The following is a 21,475-nucleotide window of genomic DNA, read 5'->3' as shown; positions in this document are numbered from 1 at the left end:
CTCCGACATCGTTGTGGAAGGTGCGCCCCCGGCGGCCTCAGGCGGGCGGCCGTCGGGGGTGGTGAGGGGCGGTCGTGCTCCGCACGACGACTTCGGGCTGGAACATCAGTTCGCCGACCGGCACATGGTGCCCGGACAGCAGACCGACCAGGCCGCGCGCGACCTCGGCCGCGAGCCGGTCCACGGGCTGGCGCACCGTGGTCAGCGGCGGGTCGGTGAACTCCATGAGAGGGCCGTCGTCGTAGCCGATCACGGAGACGTCCTCGGGGACGGAGAGGCCCTGGCGGCGGATCGCGCGGATCGCACCGAGCGCCATCTGGTCGCTCGCGGCGATCACCGCGGTGACGCCCCGGGCCAGCAACTGCTCGGCGGCGAACTGGCCGCCTTCGACCGAGTAGGTCTGGTGCACCACCGGCTGCTCGTCCTCACCCAGGCCGAGCGCCGCCATCGCGGCCCGGAATCCGGCGACCCTCCGGTCGGCGGGGCGGTTTCCGACCGGACCGGCGGCCATCCCGATCCGGCGGTGGCCGAGCCCGTGCAGGTGACGCACCGAGAGTTCCGCGGCGTAGGCGTCGTCGGTGGAGAAGGCGACCGAGCGGCTGTCCTCGAAGCGGCCGTTGATGCAGACGTAGGGGACGGGACGGTTCTCCAGGAGCTGGAGCACCTCGGGGTCGAAGTTCTCCAGGGTGTTGCTGGCGGAACAGAAGACTATGCCGCTCGCGCCCAGGTCGAGGAGCGACTTGAGGAACTCGCGCTCCTGCACGCCTCCCGGCAGCGCGGGGCACACGACGGCGCGCAGGCCGTGCGGCGCCAGCGCGAGGCCGATCCGCTCGGCCAGCACACCGAAGATCGGGATCGACAGCCCCGGGGTGATGACCCCGACGATGCCACCGGTGGCGGTGCCCCGCTCGTAGCCGAGTTCCTCCATGGCCCGCTCGACCACCTGCCGGGTCTTCTGCGAGACCCCGGCCTTGCGGTTCAGCACCCGGCTCACCGTGGCCACGCTGACCCCGGCCCGCTGGGCGACCTCGGTGATCCCGACCTTTTCCTGTTCCACTACTACCTGCCCCCAGATTGGGTTGATCGTTGTCCCCGGTCGGCCGTAACTATGTCATCCGGCGACCTCGGTGACGTGCCAGAGACCGCCGGTCGGCACGGCGACGGAGTGCAGGCCCTCGGGGAGGTCGATCAGGAGGTCGGGCTGCGGTCGGCCCGCCGCGTCGTAGGCCTCGATCCGGACGTGACGAGCGGTCCCGCGCACGTCCAGCAGCAGGCGCTCCGCGGTCGAGGCGTTGACCAGCGTGAGCGCGTGCCAGGGTCCCGCGGGCAGGGTGACCGGGCGGTCGGCGTAGGCGGTGACCACGTACTGGTCCTCGTGCCGGGCGGTGACCTGCGGGTACAGCTCGTCGGGCCGGCCCGGCTCGTAGTGGCCACCGGTCAGGGCCGGGCTGAGCCGCCGCCAGGTGGAGAGCCAGAACGCCAGCGCCCGGCGGTGGGCGCCGGAGAGCTCGGTGAGGCGGGCGGAGATCTGCGGCACCGAGTGGAGCGCGCCGTGGATCTGGCGGGCGAGCACCTCCGGCGCGCCGTTCGGGTCCCACATCAGCATGTCGGAGTGGACGGCGCCGCCGGGGGCGAGCATGGCGATGTCCAGGGTGCGGACCCGGTTGGCCACCGCGTCGGCCGGGCAGTCGATCGCCCGCAGGAGGTTGCCGTACGCCGTCATGGCAGGGCCGGTGTAGCGCTGGCGCAGCTCGATCACGAAGTCGTCGCCGCGCAGCCCGCGCAGTTCCTCGCGCAGCCGGGTCAGCAGCAGGGCCATCGCCTCGCCGACATCCGCGACGTAGCCGGGGCCGGCCTGGTCGGGGGCGGGGGCCAGGGCGTAGGCGGTGGCCTCGTCCAGGAAGTCGATCTTCAGTCCGTCCAGGCCGTACTCCGCCACCACGCCCCGGCAGAGGCCGACCACGTGGTCGCGGACCTCGGCGTGGCGCGGGTCGAGGATCCGGCAGTCGAGGCGGTGGACGTGGTGCGGGGCGAACCGGGCCCAGTCGCGGTGGGCCGCGGAGCGCTCGCCGAGGAGCAGCGGGGCGATCCACGCGGTGTAGCGCAGGCCCATCGCGCGGACGGTCTCGACGTGGGCGCGCAGGTCGGGGAACTTGCCGGGGTCGGCCGTCCAGTCGCCGCAACCCGCGTAGCCGCGCCCGTCACCGTGCAGCTGCCAGCCGTCGTCGAGGAAGAGCTGCCCGCAGCCCAGTTCGGCCGCGACCGCGGCCTCGCGCTCGACCCCGGCGGCGGTCACGTCCTGGGCGAAGGCGTACCACGTCGAGTAGACCGGGGTCCGGCCGAAGCCGGGCGTGGGCAGGGGCGTGCCCCCGGGCAGGGCGCCGAACCAGTCCCGCAGTTGCCGCAGGGCGGCCGCCAGGGTGGTCCCGGGAACGGCGAGCCGCACCCGGCAGGACTCGCCGGCGGCGAGCGGGAAGCGCAGCCAGACACCGAAGCGCTTGTGCTCCTCCGAGACGCCGAAGCGCACGGCGGTCTGCCGGACGACGCGGTCGGCGGCGAAGGCGAGCATGGAGCGCCCGGTGGTGTCGAAGAGGCAGCCGGCCGGAGCGGAGTCCACCAGGGAGACGGAGCGCCAGGGCGACCAGTCGGCCGGCAGGGTGCGCTCCCAGCCGGCGTTCGGGTGCCAGAAGCCGGCGGCGTCGCCGAGCGGGACGTCCAGACGGATCGTCACCTCGGTGGCGCCGGCCGTGGCGGCGAGGACGACGGTGTCGGTGTCCTCGGCGGCGGCCTCGACGGCGCCCGGCGCGGCCTGCACGGTGATCCGCGTGCCGTGCAACCGGAGTTCGTGCGTCCCGCCCTCCCACTGGTCCGGGGTGAAGGTGGGCAGCGCGGCGAGGTCGATGGAGCCGGTCTGCACGGGGGGCCTCTCTGGAGTGGGGGCGGTGGAGGGGGTGGTCGGGTCGGTCGCGGCGGTGCGCGGACCGGCCGGGTCGGCGGTCACTGCTTCACGGCCCCGGCGAGCATCCCGGACACGAAGTGCTTCTGCAGGAAGAGGAAGAGCACGGCCATCGGTACCGCGGCCACCGCGGTACCGGTCAGCAGCTGGCCGTAGTCGACGTCGGAGCTGCCGGTCAGCGCGGCGAGGGCGACCGGGATGGTGTAGGAGGACGGGTCGCGCAGCGCGACCAGCGGCCAGAGGAAGTCGTTCCACTGGAACAGGAAGAGGAACATCGCCAGCGCCGCCAGGGCCGGGCGCATGGTGGGCAGCGCGATCCGCAGGAAGAGGCCGAGCTCGCCGCAGCCGTCGATCCGGCCGGCCTGGAGCAGCTCGTCCGGCAGGGAGCGCATGGACTGGCGCATCAGGAAGATCCCGAACGGCAGGGCGAGGTTGGGCAGCAGGACGGCCTGGTAGGTGTTGAGCCAGTCCAGGTTCACCATCATCTTGAACAGCGGCACGATGGTCAGCTGGGTCGGCACCACCAGCGCGAGCAGCAGCAGCGAGAACAGGACGCCCTGGCCGCGGAAGCGGTACTTGGCGAAACCGTAGCCGGCCAGGGTGCAGACGATGCCGCCGAGGACGGTGTAGACCACCGACAGCAGCAGGGAGTTGAGCACGACGCGGCCGAAGCCGACGGACTCCTCCAGGTTGCCGAGGTTGATGCCGAGCCGGCCGCCGGGCAGCAGCTGCGGCGGGCGGCCGAAGATGTCGTGCGAGGTGTGCGTGGAGGCGATCGCCAGCCAGTACAGCGGGGCGACGGTGAAGGCGAGCAGGGCGAGCATCGCCCCGGTGAGCAGCACCTGGCCGCGGCGGGACGCACGGAAGGCGGGACTGGTGCCGGCCATCACTCCTCCTCCTTGGCGAGCTTGACCTGGACGAGGCCGAGCAGCGAGATGATCAGGACCAGCGCGTAGCCGATCGCGGACGCGTAGCCGAAGTCGAAGTACCGGAACCCGGTCTGGTACAGGTACACCCCGATGGTGGTGGTCGCGTTGTCGGGCCCGCCGCCGGTCATGATGAACGGCTCGTCGAACAGCTGGAGGGTGCCGATGGTGGACAGCACGACGGTGAGCAGCAGGGCGGGCCGCACCCCGGGCAGGGTGACGTGCCAGAACCGGCGCCAGGCGCCAGCACCGTCGACGGCGGCGGCCTCGTGCTGCTCGGCCGGGACGGTCTGCAGCCGGGCCAGGTAGATGACCGCGTTGTAGCCGGTGTAGTGCCAGGTCAGGGCGAGCATGATGGCCACCCGGGCCCAGAACGGGTCGCTGAGCCAGTGCACCTGCGGCAGTCCGACCAGCTGCAGCAGCCAGTTGACGGCACCGGAGTCCTGGTTGAGCAGTGCGCCCATCATCAGGCCGTAGGTGACCAGGCCGGTCACCACCGGGAGGAAGAAACCGAGGCGGAACACCGGCTTCCAGCGCAGCAGCGCGGAGTTGAGCGCGACGGCGAGGCCGAGCGCGAGCGCGAGCATGACCGGCACCTGCACGACCAAGATCAGCGCGGTGTTGCCCAGTGCCTTCCAGAACAGCGGGTCGTGGATCAGCCGGTCGTAGTTGCCGAGGCCGGTCCAGGTCTGCTGGACGCCGTCGGTCCGGTACAGGCTGAGGAGGAACGACCAGACCACCGGGTAGAGCCGGAACGCCGCGAACAGGGCGAGCGCCGGGAGCACGAAGAGGTAGGGCGCGAGGCGGGCACCCCCGCCGCGCCCGGCCCGCCGGGGGGCCGGGGTGGTGCGGGTCCGCGGGGCCGCGGGGCCGGCCCCGGGCGGGGCCGGCCGATCGAGCGGAGCGGTCGTCATGCCTGCGCCCGCCTGGTCTGCTGGACGAGCTGCTCCGCGGCGGACTTCAGCGCCGCGGCCGGGTCGGCGCCCTGGAGCAGCACCTTGGTCTGGGCGTCGTCGATGACCTTGAGCGCCCGGGCGTAGTCGGCGGTGTAGTTGGTGGGCACGGACGGCTTGGACAGCTCGTCGAGGAACACCTCGGCGTACTTCTGGCCGCCGAAGAACGCCGCCTCCGCGTGGAACGCCGGATCGTCGTAGGCCTTGAGCAGGGCGGGGAAGATGCCCTTGTTCTTGTAGATCCCGACCTGCGACTCGGGCCGGGTCAGCGCGAACTCGGCGAAGGCGAAGGCCGCCCGCTGGTTCTTGCTCGACCCGGCGACCGCCAGGTGGGTGGAGTTGACGATGGCGGAGCGGGAGCCGCCCGGGGTGACGGCGGGCGGGAGCATCAGCTTCCAGTTCCCGCTCTGATCGGCGGCCAGGGTCTCCATGTACCCGCCGTACCAGGCCGGGTTGGGGCAGACCGCGACCTTGCCCGCCTTGACCGCGGAGTCGTAGCCCGGCTGGCCGGGCGAGCCCTGCCCGTCGAGGACGAGGCCGGCGTCGTTCATCTCCTTGATGAGCGTGAGCGCTCGGACCGCCTCGGGCGAGTTGAGGGTGATCTTCCCGTCCAGGTTGAAGTAGAAGGTGCCCTGGAGCTGGAGCAGCAGCTGGAAGAGGTTGGCCGAGTCGGCCTGCGAGGCGGAGCGGTCCAGCGCGAGCAGGGCGGTGCCGGTGGCGTCCTTGACCTTCTTGCCGGCGGCGATGACGTCGTCCCAGGTCGCGAGTGCGGTGGCGTCGACGCCGGCCTTCTGGAAGAGGTCGGCCCGGTAGTAGAAGCCGCTGGCGTTGGCCTCCCACGGCAGGGCGTAGACCCTGGATTCGCGCGAGACGGTCTGCCACAGGCCGGGGGCGAAGGCGGTGGCGTACTTGTCGGCGCCGAGCTTGGAGATGTCGGCGAGCCCGCCGGGGAACTTCTCGATGTAGCTGGGCAGGTAGTCCACGCCGATGTGCAGGACGTCGGCGAGCCCCTGGCCGCCGGCCGCCATGGAGATGGTGATCTTGTCCCAGATGGCCGGGTTGCCGATGTCCTGGACGGTGACCTTCACCTTGGGGTGGACGGCGTTGAACGCCGGGATCAGGGCCTTGAGCTCCGCCGCCGGGTTCTTCCAGCTCCACACGGTGATCGAGCCGGACAGCTCGCCCGATCCCCCGTTGTCGCCGCCGCCCGAGCTCGAACCGCTGCACGCGGCCAGCACCGAACCCCCGCCCGCGGCGACCGCCGCCGCGCCGAGCCCCTTCAGGAACCCGCGCCGACTCGGACCGCCCACGACTCTGCCACCCATGCCCGGGTCTCCTTCTCTCGGCTCGGGACGGCGCCGCACACCAGCCGTCCCCGTTCTCCGGCGCACCGCCGTCCGGTGCCGCCGCGCTCGTCGCCGCCGGCGGGAGCGGGAGTGAATCTAGCCAGACCAGCAACGGTTAACAACAGTTTTCGAGGATTTTTCGTCTCGCACAGCGAAAAAGTTACAGACTGGTGCGCCGACCCCTCGCCGGTACACCGGCGCCGGCTCTCCCCTGGGAACCAGTCGGCGACCGCACCGGCGGCACGGGACAAGCAGCGGCCCCGGCGCGACGCCGGGGCGGCTGGTTGTCGGTGGCTGCGGGAGTGATGACCGCCGTGCACTTCACCGGGGCACGACGCCGACGGAGAGTCCGTGCAACCCGGGCCTGGCGCTCCACCGTCGGACGAGGTCCGGCACCCGCTCGGGTGCCGGACCTCGTCCGCGTTCACCGGATGGATCTTCGGCTGACAGCAGCATCGGGGGCCCCACGACCCGTCCCTGTACAGGCCGCTGCCCGGGTCCGGTCGGGTCCTCATGGCAGCCCTGGACACCGGCTCGGGAGCGGAGGTCCAGGCTGCCGCCGCGCTGGAGGCCGCGGCGGCGCGGCCCGATGCTCCTCCCGGCCGCATCGCCGCCCTGTGGAGAGTGGTGAAACGGATGGCCTACCTGCTCGGCGTGGTCACGCCCGAGCAGCGGCCGGTGTCGACCGTCATCCGCACCCTGCAGTGGATGCTGCTCGCGGTGGTCCTTCTGATCGGCCTGGTCGCCCCGCTGATCTGGCTGCCCTACCTCGGGTACTCCTACCACCGTGCGAGCCAGGACCTCGGCGAGCGAGCTCGGGCCTACTACCAGGGCAAGGCCGACGCCTGGCCGTCGGAGCCGGAGCGCACCGCGCGGGCCCGGCCAGCGCTCGTGGCCGCCGTCCTGAGGACACTGCTCTCTCTGCTGCTGCCGGTCGCTGCCGTGGTCCTCGTCATCGCCACCGACGCCCAGCTCGTGGGCGGCCGCTACCCGTTGCTCGCGATCGTGCTGGTCGCCCTGTCCGCCGTGGTCGGCGAGATCTGGTACCTACGGCGCCGGCGCCGGTCGGCCGACTGACCCACTGCGCCCGAACCGGCCCGACCGACACCCTCAGGCCGCTCACGGATGGGCGGGCAGAGGCCCGCCCAGTACATGGGTGAGGCCTTCGACGCCGCCGCCTTCCTGCGTCCGGCCACCTGACCGTGGAGCCGGCCGACGGAGGACCGATCGGGTGACGCACGGTCGGGGCTCGCACCGGCCCCGGCAGTCCGACTCCAGCGGGAAGCGCCGCCGCCGTCATGGTGGTTCTTCTCCTCACCCGCGTAGCGGCGGTCGTCGCCGACCGCCGCAGCGCCGCGGGACCCGGACGGCGAGGAGCGGGCCGGGCGGCGAGGAGCGGGCCGGGTGAGTCCCGGCCCGCTCCGGCGGGCGGTGTCAGGCCGGTGAGCCCCTGGTGCGGTCGACCGGCGGACGGCGGATCAGCCGACGTCGATGCCGGTGACCGCCGGAGTCCCGATGCCCACCGCACCCTCCTCGTACCCGGCTGCGGCGAAGGCCCGCCGGGCCAGGTCCAGTGCCGCCTCCCCGGCGGCGGTCCGGTCGGCGGCCTCGACCTCCAGCCGCAGCACGAAGGTTCCCTCCGGTTCGTCGAGGGTCAGGACGTCGAGGTCCGGCACCTCCGCGCCGGCCTCCTCCGGGTCCGCGCCGCGCACGACGGCGAGCAGGGTGCGGCGTGCCGACTCCCCCAGTGGTTGCTTGACGGTCCCCGGAACGGTGATCACATAGCTGCCCATGTCCTCCGTGTGACCCGTGCGCGGCGTCGGAAACCTCGATCCGCAGGGTTCACCCGGACGTGCGGCTGTGGGACGGCGGCCGTGGACCGTCACTGAGGTCGGGCAGTGGGGCGGCATCGTCTCCTGGCTGGTGATTCGGCTGATCACGTCTCCCTTGAGGCCTCGTCAGATCGCCACGCTCCGGCAGTCGAGCGGTTCGAGCGCAGATGGAGCGCGTGATGGAATGAACCGCCCCAGCCACGGAATGACCCGCCCCCAGCCGTGGAAGCCGGACGGCGAGTGCCGTCCGGCCCGGCGGCCTGATCCGCCGGGGCTTCAACTCCTCGCGGGCGCCCGTGTGTCGGCCCCTGGCGGGTCGGACCGGTCTCACGGACGTTCGTCGTGCTTGCGGAGCCCGCTCCGGCCTCTCCTACGGCCGGGCGTCGGGCGTGGGGAACCGGTCCCAGGCGCGGTGCGTGCCGAGGAAGCCGACGATGCCGGCAAAGACCTCGTCCATGTCTTCGCTGGTCAGGACGCCGGGGGCGTGCGGGTCAATGCCGGCGGCCGACCATGTCGCCCGCGCGGCGGGGTGGCCGCCGAGGGGCTTGGCGTGGCGGTAGGCCTCGTTGACGAGCAGCGCGACGCGGGAGTCGACGGGTGAGGGACCGTTGGACTTGGCGTCCCGCGCGCCGTGGTCGTCGGCGCCGGGCCCGGGGGTCCCGAGCAGGACCAGTGCGTCGAACTCGACGGAGCGGGCGGCGGCGAAAGTCCGCTGGACGGGGACGTCGTCGGCCAGTGGGGCGCCGGTGGGGGCGATGATCAGGGCGGTCATCCCGGCGCCGCGCACGGCGTCCCGGACCTGCCGTACGAGGTCCGCCCCACCGGCCGGGTTCGCGACGATGCCGACAACGCGGCCGTCGGCCGGCCAGGAGCTGCCGAGCTGGGAGAGGGCCGGGCTGGGCTGGACCTGGACCGGCGCCGCGGCGGCTTCCGGGGCCGACAGACCCAGCCCGGCGGCGACCTCGGCGCACAGCACCGGGTCGATGTTGGCCAGGACTCCGACCATCCGCTCCCGGATCGCCGACTCGTGCACCTTGGACAGCTCGAAGGTGTAGGCAGCGATGACGTGCTGCTGCTCGACGGGGGTGAGGCTGAGCCAGAACAGGCGCGGCTGGCTGAAGTGGTCCGCGAACGAGGCGGGGGCCTCGCGCACCTTGGCCGCGGCGGCGATGGGAGTGGGGTACTCCACGAAGGCGTGGTCGGCGGTGCCCGCGAAGAACGGGCAGCCGCCGTCGAGCGAGTTGGGCTTGTACGGCGCGACACCGGAGTGGACGGCGTCCTGGTGGAACCCGTCGCGCAGCATGTCGTTGACCGGTGCGTGGGTGCGATTGATCGGGATCTGGGCGAAGTTCGGGCCGCCCAGGCGGGTGATCTGGGTGTCCAGGTAGGAGAAGAGGCGGCCGGAGAGCAGCGGGTCGTCGGTGATGTCGATGCCCGGGACGAGGTGGCCGGGGTGGAAGGCGACCTGCTCTGTCTCGGCGAAGAAGTTGGTCGGGTTGGCGTTCAGCGTCATCAGCCCGATCGGCTGGACCGGGGCCAGTTCCTCGGGCACGATCTTGGTCGGGTCGAGCAGGTCGATGCCCTGATAGGTCTGCTCGGGAGTGTCGGGGAAGGTCTGGATGCCGAGCTCCCACTGGGGGAACGCGCCGGCCTCGATCGCGTCCGCGAGGTCGCGGCGGTGGAAGTCGGGGTCCACGCCGGCGATCAGCTGGGCCTCCTCCCAGACCAGGGAGTGCACACCGAGCCTGGGCTTCCAGTGGAACTTGGCCAGGGTGCTCGCGCCTTCGGCGTTGACCAGGCGGAAGGTGTGGATCCCGAAGCCCTCCATCATCCGGTACGAGCGCGGAATGCCGCGGTCCGACATGTTCCACAGCGTGTGGTGGGTGGCCTCGGTGTGCAGCGAGACGAAGTCCCAGAACGTGTCGTGCGCGGACTGCGCCTGGGGGATCTCCCGGTCCGGGTGCGGCTTGGCGGCGTGAACGACGTCCGGGAACTTGATCGCGTCCTGGATGAAGAAGACCGGGATGTTGTTGCCGACCAGGTCGAAGACGCCCTGGCCGGTGTAGAACTTCGTCGCGAAGCCCCGGGTGTCCCGGACGGTGTCCGCCGAGCCGCGCGAGCCCAGCACGGTGGAGAAGCGCACGAACACCGGCGTTTCGACGCCTTCGGCGAGGAACGCGGCCTTGCACACGGGGGCGGCGGTGCCGTAGCCGCGGAAGACGCCGTGCGCGGCGGCGCCCCGGGCATGGACGACCCGCTCGGGAATGCGCTCGTGGTCGAAGTGGGTGATCTTCTCGCGCAGGTGGTGGTCCTGCAGGAGCACCGGCCCGCGGGGGCCGGCCTTCAGCGAGTGGTCGCTGTCGGGCAGCCGGGCGCCCTGGGCGGTGGTCAGGTAGCCGCCGCTCTGCGAGCGCACGTCCGCCGCACCGCCGCCACCGCGTCCGGTCGCCGACACGGGGGCAGGTGCGCCCTGGTCGCGCTTGGGCGGCAGCGGTGCGCGCGGATCGGTGGGCTCCGCCACGGGCGGCGGCTCCGCACCAGGGGCCCCCGGCACCAGCGGCCGGTCGCGGTCCTTGCGGTCGGACACGGCGTCAGCCACGGCGTCGACGAGTTTGTGCAGGGGAGACTCGGTCATTGGTCCTCCGGATCGACGGCGGCCCACCCAGAACGGGCGGACGTTCAGCTGCATACACACGACTATCGGCGTGCTCGGTCGGCTCCGCACAGCGGCACACCGCACGGCGCCGGTGTTGTCGGCGAGGGCCGCCTGCCCGGCCTGAGAACCCCTACTCGCCCGCCCCGCCGGCCGTGGTACCGGGTGAGGGAGGCTTACCCCGGACGGGGCGATGAACTCGCGCAACGGGGGTAGCCGACGGCTGACCGTGTACCGGAGGACTCGGAGGACAAGATGGCACGCATGGATGCGAGCGGCGACGGCGGCCTCGACACACTGACCAGCGCCGTCCACCAGGTGAGTGATCCGGCTGCCTCGGCACTCGACCGCGCCCGGAACGCCGCCGAGCCGGTCCTGTCGTCGGCCGCGGCTGGAGCCCGGCGCGCGATCGGACCCGACAAGAAGACGAGAAGGAGAGGACGACAACCATGAGCAACCACGAGCACGGGGACACCGAGGCCCCGCAGACCGGAGCGGAGACCCGGGAGCGGTCCGCCGAGCAGCGCACCATCACCGCCCCCACCCCGCCGGACGTCCGCGACGGGGACGAGGGCGAGGACGAGGCCGGGGACGGGGACGGGGACAAGGCCGGGGAGGGGGACGAAGACGGGGACGCTCCCCGGCCTCCGGCGGCGGACACCCGGGCGCCCTGACCGGCCCCGTTGCGCGGCGCACCAACAGGCCCGGTCGGGCGAATGGTTCGGTGCAACCGGGGCAGACGGACGGGACAGGCAGCACCCCCCAGTCGGAGAGGACGACCCCATGCCGCACGGCCCGACCCACCAGCCCGGCGCCTACGAACACCACTGGAGCTGGCAGGTGCGCGGCGCCTGCCGCTCCGGGGGCGCCAGCCTCTTCTTCCACCCCTCGGGCGAGCGGGGCAGGGCACACGAGGCCCGCGACGCGGCCGCCAAGGCCGTTTGCGCCGGCTGCCCCGTCCGGCTCGAATGCCGCCGCCACGCCCTCGAAGCCCGCGAGCAGTACGGCGTGTGGGGCGGGCTCACCGAGGACGAGCGGGACCGCCTGCTCAGCCGGGGCCTGCACCGGCAGCCGGTGGCCTGAGGTGCGGGGGCCCGCCCTCGGGCCCTCGCGGCGGCGGCGGCCCGCGCGCCCGCGGGTAGGGGCGCGGGCATGGGTTCGCGAACGAATGACGCGGTGGGGCCCGTCACCGCGGAGGTCCAGGAGGAGTACCTGCTGATCGACCCGGTCACGGCTTGCCCGCACCCGGGTCGAGGTGGTGCACGAGACGGCGGGCCCGCACCCGGCGGTTGACGGCGAGGAAGTGCCGAACGAGCTCCTCCAGGCCCAGGCAGAGGTGGCCGCCCCGGTCTGCCCCGACCTGCACGAGGTCGGCGGCCACCTGCTGCGCCCGCGCCACGCCCTCGCGGCGGCAGCCGAGCAGGCCGGCCGGCGAGCTGCGGCGCGGCGCCTGACGCCCGACGCTGCCCGGAGGTCACCGACGCGCCCCGCTACCACCCGATCCGCCGCTCCCGGCCGGCGGACGAGTCGGTGATCAACGGCATGCACGTGCACGTGGCCGTCGCCGGCCCCGAGGCCGGGAGCTTGTGCTCGACCGGCTGCGCGGCTGGCTGCCGGTGCCCCCTGTGCTGTCCGCCAACTCCCCGCTCTGGTAGGGCAGCGACACCGGGTTCGCCAGCCGGCGCACGGTGCTGTTCGGCCGCTGGCCGACCCGCGGGATCCCGCCGCACTTCGCCGACGCGGCCGACTACGACCGGCGTGTCGACCACCCCCACTGGCCCCCGGGCTGTTCCGCCACCGCGGGCAGTTCCGGGCAGGCGCGGCCCTCGAACCGCTTTCCGACCGTCGAACTGCGAGCCGTGGACGTGCAGTTGCGCGCGGACGAGGCGGTGATGCCGGCCCAGGGCAACCGCGGAGCGCCCGCGCCGCCACCTGGAGCGGCACGGGAAGTCCGGCCTGCTCGCGACGATCGCGGGCGAGAGCGTCGCGGTGTGATCGGGGTCCGGCCCGGCCGGGCCGGACCCCGATCACACCGCGGGTGCCGTCCGGTCAGGCGCCACTGAGCTCCGCCGGCGGCAGGTCCGCGACCTCGTCCTTGGTCAGGCGTACATGGAGCAGCCCGCCGCTCCAGTAGGTCTGCCGGATCGGGATGGCGACCGTCTTGCGGCCCCACAGGTGGCCCTCCTGCAGCAGCACGTGGGTCACCGCATGGTCAGCCGGGTCGACCGCCAGGCCGCGGACCTTGCCGATCGCGCCGTCCTCGGCCTCCACCTGGTCCCCGCGCCGGATCTGCACCTCGCCGGCCGGCACCCGGTCGTGCTGCTCCAGCCCCGGGTCGGCCACGGGGAACAACAGACCGGGCGTCAGGCCGGCGGTCCCGGCGCCCAGCCCGTAGTAGGGCAGCAGCAGGGCCTCGCCTGGTCCGTAGCCCGGGCTGCTCGGGTCGGTTTCCAGGTAGTGGGCTTCGACGGCGGGGTCCAGCTTCTCCAGGTCCGCGCGCGTGCACCGCAACCTCAGGGTGCCGTCGGACCCGTCGTCCGGCACCGCCGGGTGTTCGACCAGGTCGGCCGGCACCAGGCGGTCGGCGACCACCAGGTGGGTGACCTCGGCTGCCACGGGGTCGACCACCACGCGGTCCAGCCGGCCGCAGTCCTCGTCCGTGCAGCGGACTTCGGCCCCGATCCGGTACGGCACGGCCTCGATCATCGCAACCTCCGATGCTCCGATGGGATGTCAGGTCGCCCGTTCGTCTGCCCCGGTCGTGCCCGGCCATGCCTGTGCGGTCGGGCACGGCGGGCCCCCGACGGGCGCGGGCGGCTTCGGGCAGTGCCAGCCGACCCGGGTGCCACGGGCAGGCGGCCCGGTCGCTGTCCGTCTCCGCCCCGGGCGCCGGCCGGCTCAGCCGCGCCAGCCCGCCCACGCTCCGGCGACAAGCACGAGCCCACCCGCCACCAGGTTCGTCAGAGGGTAGGCGACCAAGACGGCCGCGTACTCCCGCAGGATCGCGCTGGGCCAGTAGTACGCCGCCGTCGGCGAGCCCGCGGCTTCGCCCGGCACGTCGGCGCGGCGTGCGAGGACGGCCGCGCGAAAGGCGTGGAAGTCGTTGGTCACGATGACGCAGCGGTAGCCCGGTCGCAGGCGCTCCATCAGTTCCCGGCTGAACTTCAGGTTCTCCTCGGTGCTGGTCGAGGAGCGCTCCTGCACGATGCATCCGTCCGGGACCCCTCGCTGCCTCAGGTAGTCAGCCATCGCTTCGGCTTCCGGCATCCGTTCGTCCGAGCCCTTGCCGCCGGACACCAGCAGGATCGGGGACCGTCGCCGCGCCGTCTGCTGCCGGTACAGGGCAAGCGCCCGGTCCAGCCGTGAGGCCAGCAGCGGCGGGACGACGGATCCGTGCGTCAGTCCGGCGCCGAGGACGACGACGAAGTCCACCCGACGGCGCACCGCCACCCGCTGGTAGAGGGCGGAGTAGCCGACGAAGCAGGCGAAGAGGAACGAAAGGTGGCCGGTCAGGAACAGCACGGCCGTGTTCACGGCACGCAGGGGGCGGTTGTCGATGCCGGCGGCGACGCCCGCAACGCTGATCATCCCCAGGAGCGCGGCGCCCGCCAGCAGTGACAGGAGGTTGGCCAGGCGGCCGCCTTCCGTACGGATCATCCGGATGCCGTTGGTCACCAGGAACCCGGCGAGGACCAGCGCACCCGCTGCAGCTCCGAGCGTGAGGCCGGTCCCCACCGCTCGGTTCACCGGCCGCACCACGTGATCGAGCCCGATGAACGAGCCGGCCAGCAGGAGGAGCGCGCACAGGCCCAGCAGGACCCCGTTGCCGAACCGGCGCCGGTCACCGTCGAAACGCCGCAGGAAGACGAGCAGGACGAGAACGGCCGCCAGGTAGCAGGAGAAGTAGGAAAGAGTCATCGGTGGTCCCTCGCACCCGTGAAAGGCTGTCGGCGGCAGTTGGACGCACTGAGGTTCGGTGCGGGCTGCCCCCTCTCACCGGATACTCGCATCGGGTTGATCTCAGTCGCGGTAGCCGACCGGCAGCCTTCCGGCCCGCGCAGCCTTGCCGCCTGCGGCGCTCGCTGCCGCGCCCCAGCGGTAGCGACCAATGCTGGGCCGTGGGCGGCGCCCCGCTCCCGGTGCCGTTGGACGTTCGCTGCGGTCAGGCCGGCCGCAGCAGGACCGGCTCGACTTCGGCGTCGTCCGCGCCAGGGGAGCTTCTCGCGGTCCCTGACAGCCGGCGGGGCCGGGATCGCCATGTTGGCTTCCACGGCACGCGAGCAGCTCGGGAGCGAGCAGGCGCCGATGGGTTGTTCACAGCGTGATGTCCGGGTGGAGGCGCCCCATGGTCCACATCCGCTGGCGGCGCGTCACCAGCGTGGTGAGAGTGAGGAAGAGGAGCCCGTAGGCGGTGAGCAGGGCGCAGTCGCGGACCAGGTGCGAGGTCTGCCCGCCGGAGACGGTCATCCGCAGGCCGTCGATGAGGTAGGTCATCGGCAGCAGTGGGTGCAGCGCCTGGAAGAAGGCGGGTGTGGTGGCCACCGGGTAGAGGCCGCCGCAGGCGGTGAGCTGGAGGATGAGCAGGACGAGGGAGAGGAGGTCGCCGGTGATGCCCAGCGCGGTGCGCAGGAAGTGGTCGACCGTCACGAAGGAGCCGGCCGCGATGACGAGGAGGGCGGCGGTCGCCAGCGGGTGCACGGGGTGCAGGCCCAGGGCCAGGTCCACCGCGCAGTAGAGCACCAGGGCGGCTGCGGAGCCGAGGGCTGCGGCCGGCAGCCATCCGGCGAGGGCGATGCGACGGGCCGGGGCGTTGCCGGCCAGGGCGCGCCGGTTGGCGGGGCGCAGCAGCAGGTAGGCGAACAGGCCGAACACCCACAGGGCGATCCCGAAGAAGAAGGGTGCCATTCCGCGCCCGTAGACGCCGGCCGGGTGCAGGTTGTGCCGGTCGATCTGGACGGGGGTGCCGAGGATCTGGGCGGCCTGGGTGATCTGCTGGTCGTTGAGGTCGGGGAGGCCGGCCAGGCCCGCGTCAATGGTCTGGGAGAGCTGGGTGGCGCCGGCGCCGGCTTGGTCGGCCGCGCTCTTGGCGGCTTGGGCGGCCTGCCCGGAGCTGTTCAGGCCGGTGGCGAGGACCGCGGCGCCGGTGGCGACCTCTTGGCTGCCGCTGTCGATCAGGTGCAGCGGGGTGGTCACGGCCGCTGTCTGCTGTTGGAGTGCGCCGGTCCGGCCCTGCAGTTGCTGGGCGTTCTTGAGGGCCTCCGCGCCGGTGCCGGCTGCCCTGTCGGCCTGGCTGTCGGCCTGACCGGCGACGGTGTCGGCCAGGCGGGCATGGTCGAGGAGCTTCTGCAGGAGTGGGTCCTCGGCGAGTTCGGGGTGGGCGGTGGTCAGGCCGGTGACGTCGGTCAGGGCCTGGGTGGTGGCGCGGTGGGCCTGGCTGGTGGCGGTGTGTACGCCGGCGGTGCCCTGGGCGGTGACCTGCGCGGCGGTGACCAGGGCGGCGGCGGTGGCGGGGAGTTGGCGACTGACGGCGGCGGTGAGCGCGTCGGCGGCGGTGTCGATCTGGGTGACGGCCTGGCTGATCTGCCGGCTGCCGGCGGCGACCTGGGAGGCCCCCGTGCCGGCGGCGCTGCCGGTGGCTGCGAGGGCGCCGGCGCCCTGCTGGGCGGTGGTGGTGGCACCGGTGAGCTGGTGGGCGGCGTTCGAGGCGGTGGTGAGCTGCTGACGGATGACCGACAGCCGGCCGTAGAGAGTGCGGACGTAGGTCTCGTGGGTGGCCGCGTCGATCTGGGCCTCCAGTTTGGACTGGACGGTCTCGGTCATCACGCCGGCGATGTAGTTGTTCGCGTCGTTCAGCTCCATCACCAGGCCGGCCTGTTGCGGTTGCGGGTTGCTTGCGGTGGCCAGCCGGGTGCTGAAGTCGGCGGGGATCTCGATGGTGAACGCGAACCGGCCGGAGCGCAGACCGGTCTCGGCGGTGGAGCGGTCGACCAGGTGCCAGTCGAACGTTCCGGACGCCTTGAGTTGCTGCACGAGCTGGTCGCCGGCGGTCACCAGCCGGCCACCGGGCCTGTCGCCCGGGCCCGCGGCCGGACCGGGGTCGCTGACCGCGGGGCGGTCGGAGTTGACCACGGCCACCGGGATGCGGTCGGTCTTGCCGTACGGGTCCCAGTTCGCCCACAGGTACGTGCCGCCGTACAGCAGCGGGATCAGGCACAGGATCAGCGGCACCAGTCGGCGCAGCGGCCCGCGCAGTCGGCGCAGTTCCAGGAACGCGAGCCCGAGCGCCTTCACGACTGCGCCTGCGATCCGATGGGGGACAGCAGGGCTGCGCTGCGGTGGGGTAGTGCGAGCAGCACGGTGTCCGCGCCGGGGTCGGTGGGCGGCGGCTCGGTGGCGGTGGCCAGGACGGTGCAGCCGGTGTCCGTTACGGTCCGCAGCGCCTGCCAGGCGCGTTCGCGCTGCGGCCGGGTGCAGCCCCGGCCGACGTTGTCCACCGCCAGCACTGCGGGGGCGCAGGCCAGCGCGAGCGCGGTGGCCAGCAGCAGCGTCTCCAGCGGGTCCAGGTCCTCGGCCGGCGTGCGGCCGCGCAGCGGCAGGCCGAGCAGCCACGCCGCGCCGGCGACGGCCCGGGTGGTGACGGCGCGGTCGCTCCAGCGGTGTTCGGCGATCAGTTCCGCTACGGTCAGCCGCCCCTCCGGCTCGACGGCCGCATCCGCCCTGGCGATGGCGGTCCTGGCCTGGATGCGCCGCGCCCCGCGGCCCACCGCGCGGTCCCGGCCGACCTGCACCACCCCGGTGGTCAGCCGCATCCGCGCGCACAGGGCCAGTAACAGCGCGGTCCGCCCGGAGCCGCCCGGCCCGTGCGCCACCAGCAGCCCCCCGGCCGGCACGTCCACGTCGACGTTCTCGAACACCGGCCCCCTGGGCCCGCGGACACTGATTCCCCGTGCGATCACGCACTCCCCGGTCATCTTCACTACTTCCGGGTAACCCGTTTCGCCGATCCCATCCGCCCCGACGCCCGTCGCTTCCGGTGCACGTCGGATTCAGGCCACTGGACTTCCTGCCGGAGGTCTACCACCGCTCCGGCGAAGGCCCAGGCGGCGCCATCATCCCCGACGCCCCGCTGCACTGCGCGGTTTGCGGGCGGCTCAGTGCCGCCAGGCAGAAGCGGTGGCGATCGTCTTGAGCTGGTCGACCGTCAGTGCCGGGGTGCCCGGCAGTGCCTGGGCCTCGCCGGCGCCGTTCCACTCGGACGTGAGGACCGTGGTGCCGTCCGGGTGCAGCACCTCCACACTCCACCCCAGCGTCGGGCCCCCGCCGGTCTTGGACGCGCCCGTCTCCCGCACCAGCACGCTCGACCCGTCCGGGGTGTGCGTGAGCGTGCCGGACGTGTCGTTCTCGAACGCCTCGCGTTCGCGGGCAACCGCGGCGTTGTCGCTCGGGCGCGGCTGCACGTGGACGGCGAGCGTGCCGGTGCGCCCGTCCAGGGTGAGCGCGAGGTGGGCCTTCCCGGGGGTGTGCTGTTCGGCGCCGGTGCTCGTCGCCGAGAGACCGGACGGCCAACTGCCACCGGCTGGACACCGCTCTTCCGCACCCGGTCTAGGAAATGGTTTGCCGACCCGGTGGCCGTGTGTCACCGTTCGGCCTGGACCGGCAGTTGATCATCAGCGGTCGGTCGATGCCGACATGTCGGCGGCCTCTCGGGGATCCACCGGAGAGGCGACGAAACGATGGGAACCGGTGCCGTGGAGATCAGTTACGAGGACGAGTGTCGCCGGTCGTTGGCCGAGGAGCAGGCGAAGAGCCTTGCCGGGACCAACGACTGGGAACATGTGGACAGGGAGCGGGTCCACCAGGACTGGGACGTCCTGTACCGGGAGATCACGGCCCTCCTGGAAGGCGGTTCGCTGCCCGGGGACCGGCAGATCCAGGAACTCGTCCGCAGGCACTTCGACATCGCCTGCCGGTTCTACACCCCCTCCAGGGAGGCCTACGTCGGGATGTCGCTCTTCTACGCCGAGGACGAGGCCATGAGGGCGTTCCACGATTCCTACCACCCCGGGTTGGTGGAGTTCCTGGGCGCCGCGATCAAGGTGTTCTCCGAGCAGGGGAGCGGGTTCGCCCCCAGCGCAGGAGCCGGGACTTCGGCGTAGTCGGGCGACCCGGGCCAGGACCTGCACCAGGGGGTGTGCCCCCGACTGAGGGTTCCGCACGAGCACCGGGTGGGGACGACGCGGGTCGGGGGGCTCGCGCTCACCATCCTGCTGCTGTCCTTCGGGGCACTGCTGCCGATCTGGAGCGACAAGGAGTTCGCGCCGTCCAGCAAGGCGATCGGCTCGCTGCTGGTGATCGGCTTCTGCCTGCTGGTGATCGTCGGGCGGACTCCACGGTGGGGAGGGCGCGCAGCCGGCCATCGCAGCCGGTGATCTGAAGGACCCGGGTGACGCGGTGGCTGGGCTTGATCAGCGCCAGCGGCAGCCGCCGGCTCAGGATGCAGCCGAGCGGCGGCGTCGCACAGCTGGAGATCGCGCAGATCCAGGCACAGGACGAGGGGCCGGGGACGGAACCAGCGCACGCACCGAACACGCCACGCAACCACGCGGACACAAGCCGGAAGGCGACGGCGCGGGCTCCCACCCGATCCCCCGGCCTGTGGGCGGAGCGCGGCTCTCACCGGCCGGGCCGGAGCGCCGTTGCCGAGGCCCTCCTCCCCTCGCCCGGTTCTGCCGACGAATCTCCGGCGCAGGACGCCGGCACCCGGGGGCCCACCGGTCCTGGCTGCCCGGCCCTCACCCGCTGACCCGGCCCTGGCCGGAACCGCGTCCGGTGCCCTGGCCTTCCGTCCTGCGTCGTCGTCGAGGGTGATCGATAATTTCTGCAGTGACCGGCGCCCGCCGGTGTTCGTACGTCGCACGGGCATGCCGGGCCGCTACGTCCGCAAGGAGGTCGACCATGTGCCGATGGCTCGCCTACTGGGGCTCTCCCATCCGGCTGACGGATGTGCTCTACACCCCGGTCCACTCGATCATCGATCAGAGTCTGCATTCCAAGCTAGGAGCCGAGACGACCAACGGCGACGGCTTCGGGATCGGCTGGTACGACGGGACCGACTCACCGGGGGTGTTCCACAGCACCGAGCCGGCATGGAACGACACCAACTTGCGCGAGGTCTCGGCGCACACCACTTCACCGCTGTTCTTCGCGCACATCCGCGCCGCCATCGGCTCCGCCGTGCAGCAGTCCAACTGCCACCCTTTCCGGTACCGGCGGTGGCTGTGGATGCACAACGGCTTCATCGACGGGCTCGGCGACATCAAACGAGAGCTCTCCTTCGAGATCGATCCCGCGCTCTGGCTGGACGTCAAGGGCACGACCGACACCGAGCTGATGTTCTACCTGGCACTCACCTACGGACTTGAGGACGACCCTCCGGGCGCCGTCGCCCGCATGATCGGGTTCGTCGAGGCGCGCGGCCGCGAGCACGGACACCAGTTCCCTTTCCAGGGAACGATCGCGACCAGCAACGGCGATTCACTGTGGGCGTTCCGGTATTCGAGCGTGGGCCGGAGCCGATCGCTGTACTTCAACCGGAGCGTCCCGCAACTCAGGGAGCTGTTCCCCGATCGGGCCGTCCTGCGTGAGGCGGCCGACCGCACGCGCCTGGTGGTATCCGAACCGATCGGGGACCTTCCCGGTGCCTGGGTCGAGGTCCCGGAGGCCACCTACGGCGTGGTCGGCCAGGACCAGGAGGAACTGGTTCCCTTCACTCCACGGACTCCTGCCTGACGGGGAAGACCGGGAGCCTATCCGGGATGCCGGCGCACCGACAGCCGCTCCGTCAACGCGCAGGCAGGCGGGACCGTGCGGGAGCACTTGTTCCTGACGGGGCCAGGACGACGATGCCCGGCGGCCCGGGGCGGCACCTCGCGCTCGGGGCGGTGGCCGGGCCATGCCGCCCTGGGTGATGGACGGCACCCGAAGTGACGGACGTCCCGGCGCCCGGGTCTCGCCGCTTGATCACGGGACTGCTTGCGGGACAGACTGCGACCCATGAGGTTCACAGGCATGCCCACCGACGCGCAGACCACCCGCGTCCACTCGGCCTCCTCCTTCCTGGACGGGCAGGCCCGCCGGTGAGCGCCGGCCTCCCGTTCTTCCGCCACCACCCGGAACCCGTCGCAAGCGGATCCATCCGCGAGAGTGCCGAGACCTGCGCGTGCTGCGAACGCAGCACCGGATGGATCTACACCGCGACCTTCTACACGGCCCAGGACGTCGACGGGCGGTTCTGCCCCTGGTGCATCGCCGACGGCAGAGCCGCCGAACGATTCGAAGGCCACTTCACCGACTCCTACGGGCTCGACGGCGTCAGCGAGGAGACCCTGGAGCAGGTCACCCGCCGCACCCCCGGATTCCGCGCCTGGCAGGACCCGCACTGGCTCGTCCACTGCAACGACGCCGCCGCCTTCATCGGTGAGGTCGGATACACCGAACTCGCCGCCCACCCCGACGCACTCGACCAGCTTCGAACCGATCTACGGATGAGCGGTCGGCACGACGCATCCCAGCTCGAAAACTTCCTGACCCACCTCGGTCAGGGCGCAAGCGCCATGCTCTTCCGCTGCACCGTCTGCGGCACCCACCTCGCCTACGCCGACGCTTCGTAACCAGGCCCAGCCCAGCAGCACGTGCTGTTCCCTTCAGAGGAACTCCACCCTTCGGAGCTCGCCTGTCCGTCTCCTGGATGCCGCATTGCCCGGTCCGCCGTTCCCGACCCGGATTCGGCGGGCGGAGTTCGAACCGCCG

General features: G+C 72.4%; 20 protein-coding genes and 1 pseudogene. 8 read left to right on the top strand and 13 right to left on the bottom strand.

All coding sequences use genetic code 11. The annotated features are described in order from the left end of the window. Window positions 1-37: 37 nt before the first annotated feature. The 5 genes from ACIGG8_RS37130 to ACIGG8_RS37110 all read right to left on the bottom strand — a co-directional run bounded on the left by ACIGG8_RS37130 (window position 38) and on the right by ACIGG8_RS37110 (window position 6,160). The gene (locus tag ACIGG8_RS37130) at window positions 38-1,057 is read right to left on the bottom strand and encodes a LacI family DNA-binding transcriptional regulator (protein WP_396553023.1); all 1,020 of its coding nucleotides are present in this window, start codon (window positions 1,055-1,057) and stop codon (window positions 38-40) included. Window positions 1,058-1,111: 54 nt separating this feature from the next. Then, window positions 1,112-2,917, bottom strand: coding sequence for a glycoside hydrolase family 36 protein (locus ACIGG8_RS37125; protein ID WP_396553022.1), 1,806 nt, complete (start codon window positions 2,915-2,917; stop codon window positions 1,112-1,114). Between the two features lie 80 nt (window positions 2,918-2,997). Continuing rightward, window positions 2,998-3,843, bottom strand: a complete 846-nt coding sequence (locus ACIGG8_RS37120) for a carbohydrate ABC transporter permease (protein ID WP_396553021.1) — start codon at window positions 3,841-3,843, stop codon at window positions 2,998-3,000. Beyond that, the gene (locus tag ACIGG8_RS37115; RefSeq protein WP_396553020.1) at window positions 3,843-4,796 is read right to left on the bottom strand and encodes a carbohydrate ABC transporter permease; all 954 of its coding nucleotides are present in this window, start codon (window positions 4,794-4,796) and stop codon (window positions 3,843-3,845) included. Before ACIGG8_RS37115 ends, ACIGG8_RS37120 begins: the two co-directional genes overlap by 1 nt. Next, window positions 4,793-6,160 (bottom strand): extracellular solute-binding protein, encoded by a 1,368-nt coding sequence (locus ACIGG8_RS37110; protein ID WP_396553019.1) that lies wholly within the window; start codon window positions 6,158-6,160, stop codon window positions 4,793-4,795. The genes ACIGG8_RS37115 and ACIGG8_RS37110 overlap by 4 nt, the downstream gene beginning before the upstream one ends. A 534-nt stretch (window positions 6,161-6,694) precedes the next feature. On the opposite strand from ACIGG8_RS37110, the gene ACIGG8_RS37105 reads away from it, so the two are divergent. Next, window positions 6,695-7,258 carry a hypothetical protein gene (locus ACIGG8_RS37105; protein ID WP_396553018.1) on the top strand — a complete coding sequence of 188 codons (564 nt, stop codon included), beginning with the start codon at window positions 6,695-6,697 and terminating at the stop codon, window positions 7,256-7,258. Window positions 7,259-7,659: 401 nt separating this feature from the next. On the opposite strand, the gene ACIGG8_RS37100 is transcribed toward ACIGG8_RS37105, so the two are convergent. Together ACIGG8_RS37100 and ACIGG8_RS37095 are read right to left on the bottom strand one after the other, a co-directional pair. Then, window positions 7,660-7,974, bottom strand: coding sequence for a hypothetical protein (locus ACIGG8_RS37100; protein WP_396553017.1), 315 nt, complete (start codon window positions 7,972-7,974; stop codon window positions 7,660-7,662). A gap of 409 nt (window positions 7,975-8,383) precedes the next feature. After that, the gene (locus ACIGG8_RS37095) at window positions 8,384-10,648 is read right to left on the bottom strand and encodes a catalase (RefSeq protein ID WP_396553016.1); all 2,265 of its coding nucleotides are present in this window, start codon (window positions 10,646-10,648) and stop codon (window positions 8,384-8,386) included. Window positions 10,649-11,115: 467 nt separating this feature from the next. Between ACIGG8_RS37095 and ACIGG8_RS37090 the strand changes: the two genes are divergently transcribed. Together ACIGG8_RS37090 and ACIGG8_RS37085 are read left to right on the top strand one after the other, a co-directional pair. Then, entirely contained in the window at window positions 11,116-11,340 is a 225-nt protein-coding gene (locus ACIGG8_RS37090; protein WP_396553015.1) for a hypothetical protein, read from the top strand. A 109-nt stretch (window positions 11,341-11,449) separates the two neighbouring features. Further along, the gene (locus tag ACIGG8_RS37085; RefSeq protein ID WP_396553014.1) at window positions 11,450-11,749 is read left to right on the top strand and encodes a WhiB family transcriptional regulator; all 300 of its coding nucleotides are present in this window, start codon (window positions 11,450-11,452) and stop codon (window positions 11,747-11,749) included. 145 nt (window positions 11,750-11,894) lie between these two features. Here ACIGG8_RS37085 and ACIGG8_RS37080 read toward each other — a convergent pair whose 3' ends face one another. Further along, window positions 11,895-12,047, bottom strand: a complete 153-nt coding sequence (locus ACIGG8_RS37080) for a hypothetical protein (protein WP_396553013.1) — start codon at window positions 12,045-12,047, stop codon at window positions 11,895-11,897. A 286-nt stretch (window positions 12,048-12,333) separates the two neighbouring features. On the opposite strand from ACIGG8_RS37080, the pseudogene ACIGG8_RS37075 reads away from it, so the two are divergent. Continuing rightward, a pseudogene (locus ACIGG8_RS37075) lies at window positions 12,334-12,729 on the top strand (hypothetical protein); the annotation flags it as partial. Here the strand turns inward: ACIGG8_RS37075 and ACIGG8_RS37070 are convergent. The 5 genes from ACIGG8_RS37070 to ACIGG8_RS37050 all read right to left on the bottom strand — a co-directional run bounded on the left by ACIGG8_RS37070 (window position 12,716) and on the right by ACIGG8_RS37050 (window position 18,306). After that, a complete protein-coding gene (locus ACIGG8_RS37070; protein WP_396553012.1) occupies window positions 12,716-13,372 on the bottom strand; it encodes a hypothetical protein in 657 nt (218 codons plus the stop codon). The pseudogene ACIGG8_RS37075 and the gene ACIGG8_RS37070 sit on opposite strands and share 14 nt — an antisense overlap. Before the next feature lie 192 nt (window positions 13,373-13,564). After that, window positions 13,565-14,584, bottom strand: a complete 1,020-nt coding sequence (locus tag ACIGG8_RS37065; RefSeq protein ID WP_396553011.1) for a YdcF family protein — start codon at window positions 14,582-14,584, stop codon at window positions 13,565-13,567. Between the two features lie 396 nt (window positions 14,585-14,980). Next, window positions 14,981-16,957 carry a YhgE/Pip family protein gene (locus ACIGG8_RS37060; protein WP_396553010.1) on the bottom strand — a complete coding sequence of 659 codons (1,977 nt, stop codon included), beginning with the start codon at window positions 16,955-16,957 and terminating at the stop codon, window positions 14,981-14,983. After that, window positions 16,954-17,580, bottom strand: coding sequence for an ABC transporter ATP-binding protein (locus tag ACIGG8_RS37055; RefSeq protein WP_396553009.1), 627 nt, complete (start codon window positions 17,578-17,580; stop codon window positions 16,954-16,956). Before ACIGG8_RS37055 ends, ACIGG8_RS37060 begins: the two co-directional genes overlap by 4 nt. Window positions 17,581-17,817: 237 nt before the next feature. Next, window positions 17,818-18,306: a hypothetical protein gene (locus tag ACIGG8_RS37050; protein ID WP_396553008.1), complete on the bottom strand. Its 489-nt coding sequence runs from the start codon at window positions 18,304-18,306 to the stop codon at window positions 17,818-17,820. Between the two features lie 93 nt (window positions 18,307-18,399). Here ACIGG8_RS37050 and ACIGG8_RS37045 point away from each other — a divergent pair, with 93 nt between their 5' ends. The 4 genes from ACIGG8_RS37045 to ACIGG8_RS37030 all read left to right on the top strand — a co-directional run bounded on the left by ACIGG8_RS37045 (window position 18,400) and on the right by ACIGG8_RS37030 (window position 21,336). Continuing rightward, window positions 18,400-18,822 carry a TipAS antibiotic-recognition domain-containing protein gene (locus ACIGG8_RS37045; RefSeq protein ID WP_396553007.1) on the top strand — a complete coding sequence of 141 codons (423 nt, stop codon included), beginning with the start codon at window positions 18,400-18,402 and terminating at the stop codon, window positions 18,820-18,822. 69 nt (window positions 18,823-18,891) lie between these two features. Then, window positions 18,892-19,095 (top strand): hypothetical protein, encoded by a 204-nt coding sequence (locus ACIGG8_RS37040; protein ID WP_396553006.1) that lies wholly within the window; start codon window positions 18,892-18,894, stop codon window positions 19,093-19,095. 526 nt (window positions 19,096-19,621) lie between these two features. Continuing rightward, a complete protein-coding gene (locus ACIGG8_RS37035; RefSeq protein WP_396553005.1) occupies window positions 19,622-20,455 on the top strand; it encodes a class II glutamine amidotransferase in 834 nt (277 codons plus the stop codon). A gap of 347 nt (window positions 20,456-20,802) precedes the next feature. Then, window positions 20,803-21,336 (top strand): CbrC family protein, encoded by a 534-nt coding sequence (locus tag ACIGG8_RS37030; protein ID WP_396553004.1) that lies wholly within the window; start codon window positions 20,803-20,805, stop codon window positions 21,334-21,336. Window positions 21,337-21,475: the final 139 nt, after the last annotated feature.

It is taken from the genome of Kitasatospora sp. NPDC085464 (assembly GCF_044541955.1).
Lineage (GTDB): Bacteria > Actinomycetota > Actinomycetes > Streptomycetales > Streptomycetaceae > Kitasatospora.
Note: the sequence above shows the minus strand (reverse complement) of the source record. Positions and strands in the feature narration are given on the sequence as shown.

Bases quoted from the DNA above. Each gene is read 5' to 3' on its own strand.
- ACIGG8_RS37120 (WP_396553021.1), bottom strand. From the start codon at position 3,843: ATGGCCGGCACCAGTCCCGCCTTCCGTGCGTCCCGCCGCGGCCAGGTG.
- ACIGG8_RS37070 (WP_396553012.1), bottom strand. From the start codon at position 13,372: ATGATCGAGGCCGTGCCGTACCGGATCGGGGCCGAAGTCCGCTGCACG.
- ACIGG8_RS37100 (WP_396553017.1), bottom strand. From the start codon at position 7,974: ATGGGCAGCTATGTGATCACCGTTCCGGGGACCGTCAAGCAACCACTG.
- ACIGG8_RS37110 (WP_396553019.1), bottom strand. From the start codon at position 6,160: ATGGGTGGCAGAGTCGTGGGCGGTCCGAGTCGGCGCGGGTTCCTGAAG.
- ACIGG8_RS37090 (WP_396553015.1), top strand. From the start codon at position 11,116: ATGAGCAACCACGAGCACGGGGACACCGAGGCCCCGCAGACCGGAGCG.
- ACIGG8_RS37035 (WP_396553005.1), top strand. From the start codon at position 19,622: ATGTGCCGATGGCTCGCCTACTGGGGCTCTCCCATCCGGCTGACGGAT.
- ACIGG8_RS37065 (WP_396553011.1), bottom strand. From the start codon at position 14,584: ATGACTCTTTCCTACTTCTCCTGCTACCTGGCGGCCGTTCTCGTCCTG.
- ACIGG8_RS37085 (WP_396553014.1), top strand. From the start codon at position 11,450: ATGCCGCACGGCCCGACCCACCAGCCCGGCGCCTACGAACACCACTGG.
- ACIGG8_RS37045 (WP_396553007.1), top strand. From the start codon at position 18,400: ATGGGAACCGGTGCCGTGGAGATCAGTTACGAGGACGAGTGTCGCCGG.
- ACIGG8_RS37115 (WP_396553020.1), bottom strand. From the start codon at position 4,796: ATGACGACCGCTCCGCTCGATCGGCCGGCCCCGCCCGGGGCCGGCCCC.
- ACIGG8_RS37105 (WP_396553018.1), top strand. From the start codon at position 6,695: ATGGCAGCCCTGGACACCGGCTCGGGAGCGGAGGTCCAGGCTGCCGCC.
- ACIGG8_RS37095 (WP_396553016.1), bottom strand. From the start codon at position 10,648: ATGACCGAGTCTCCCCTGCACAAACTCGTCGACGCCGTGGCTGACGCC.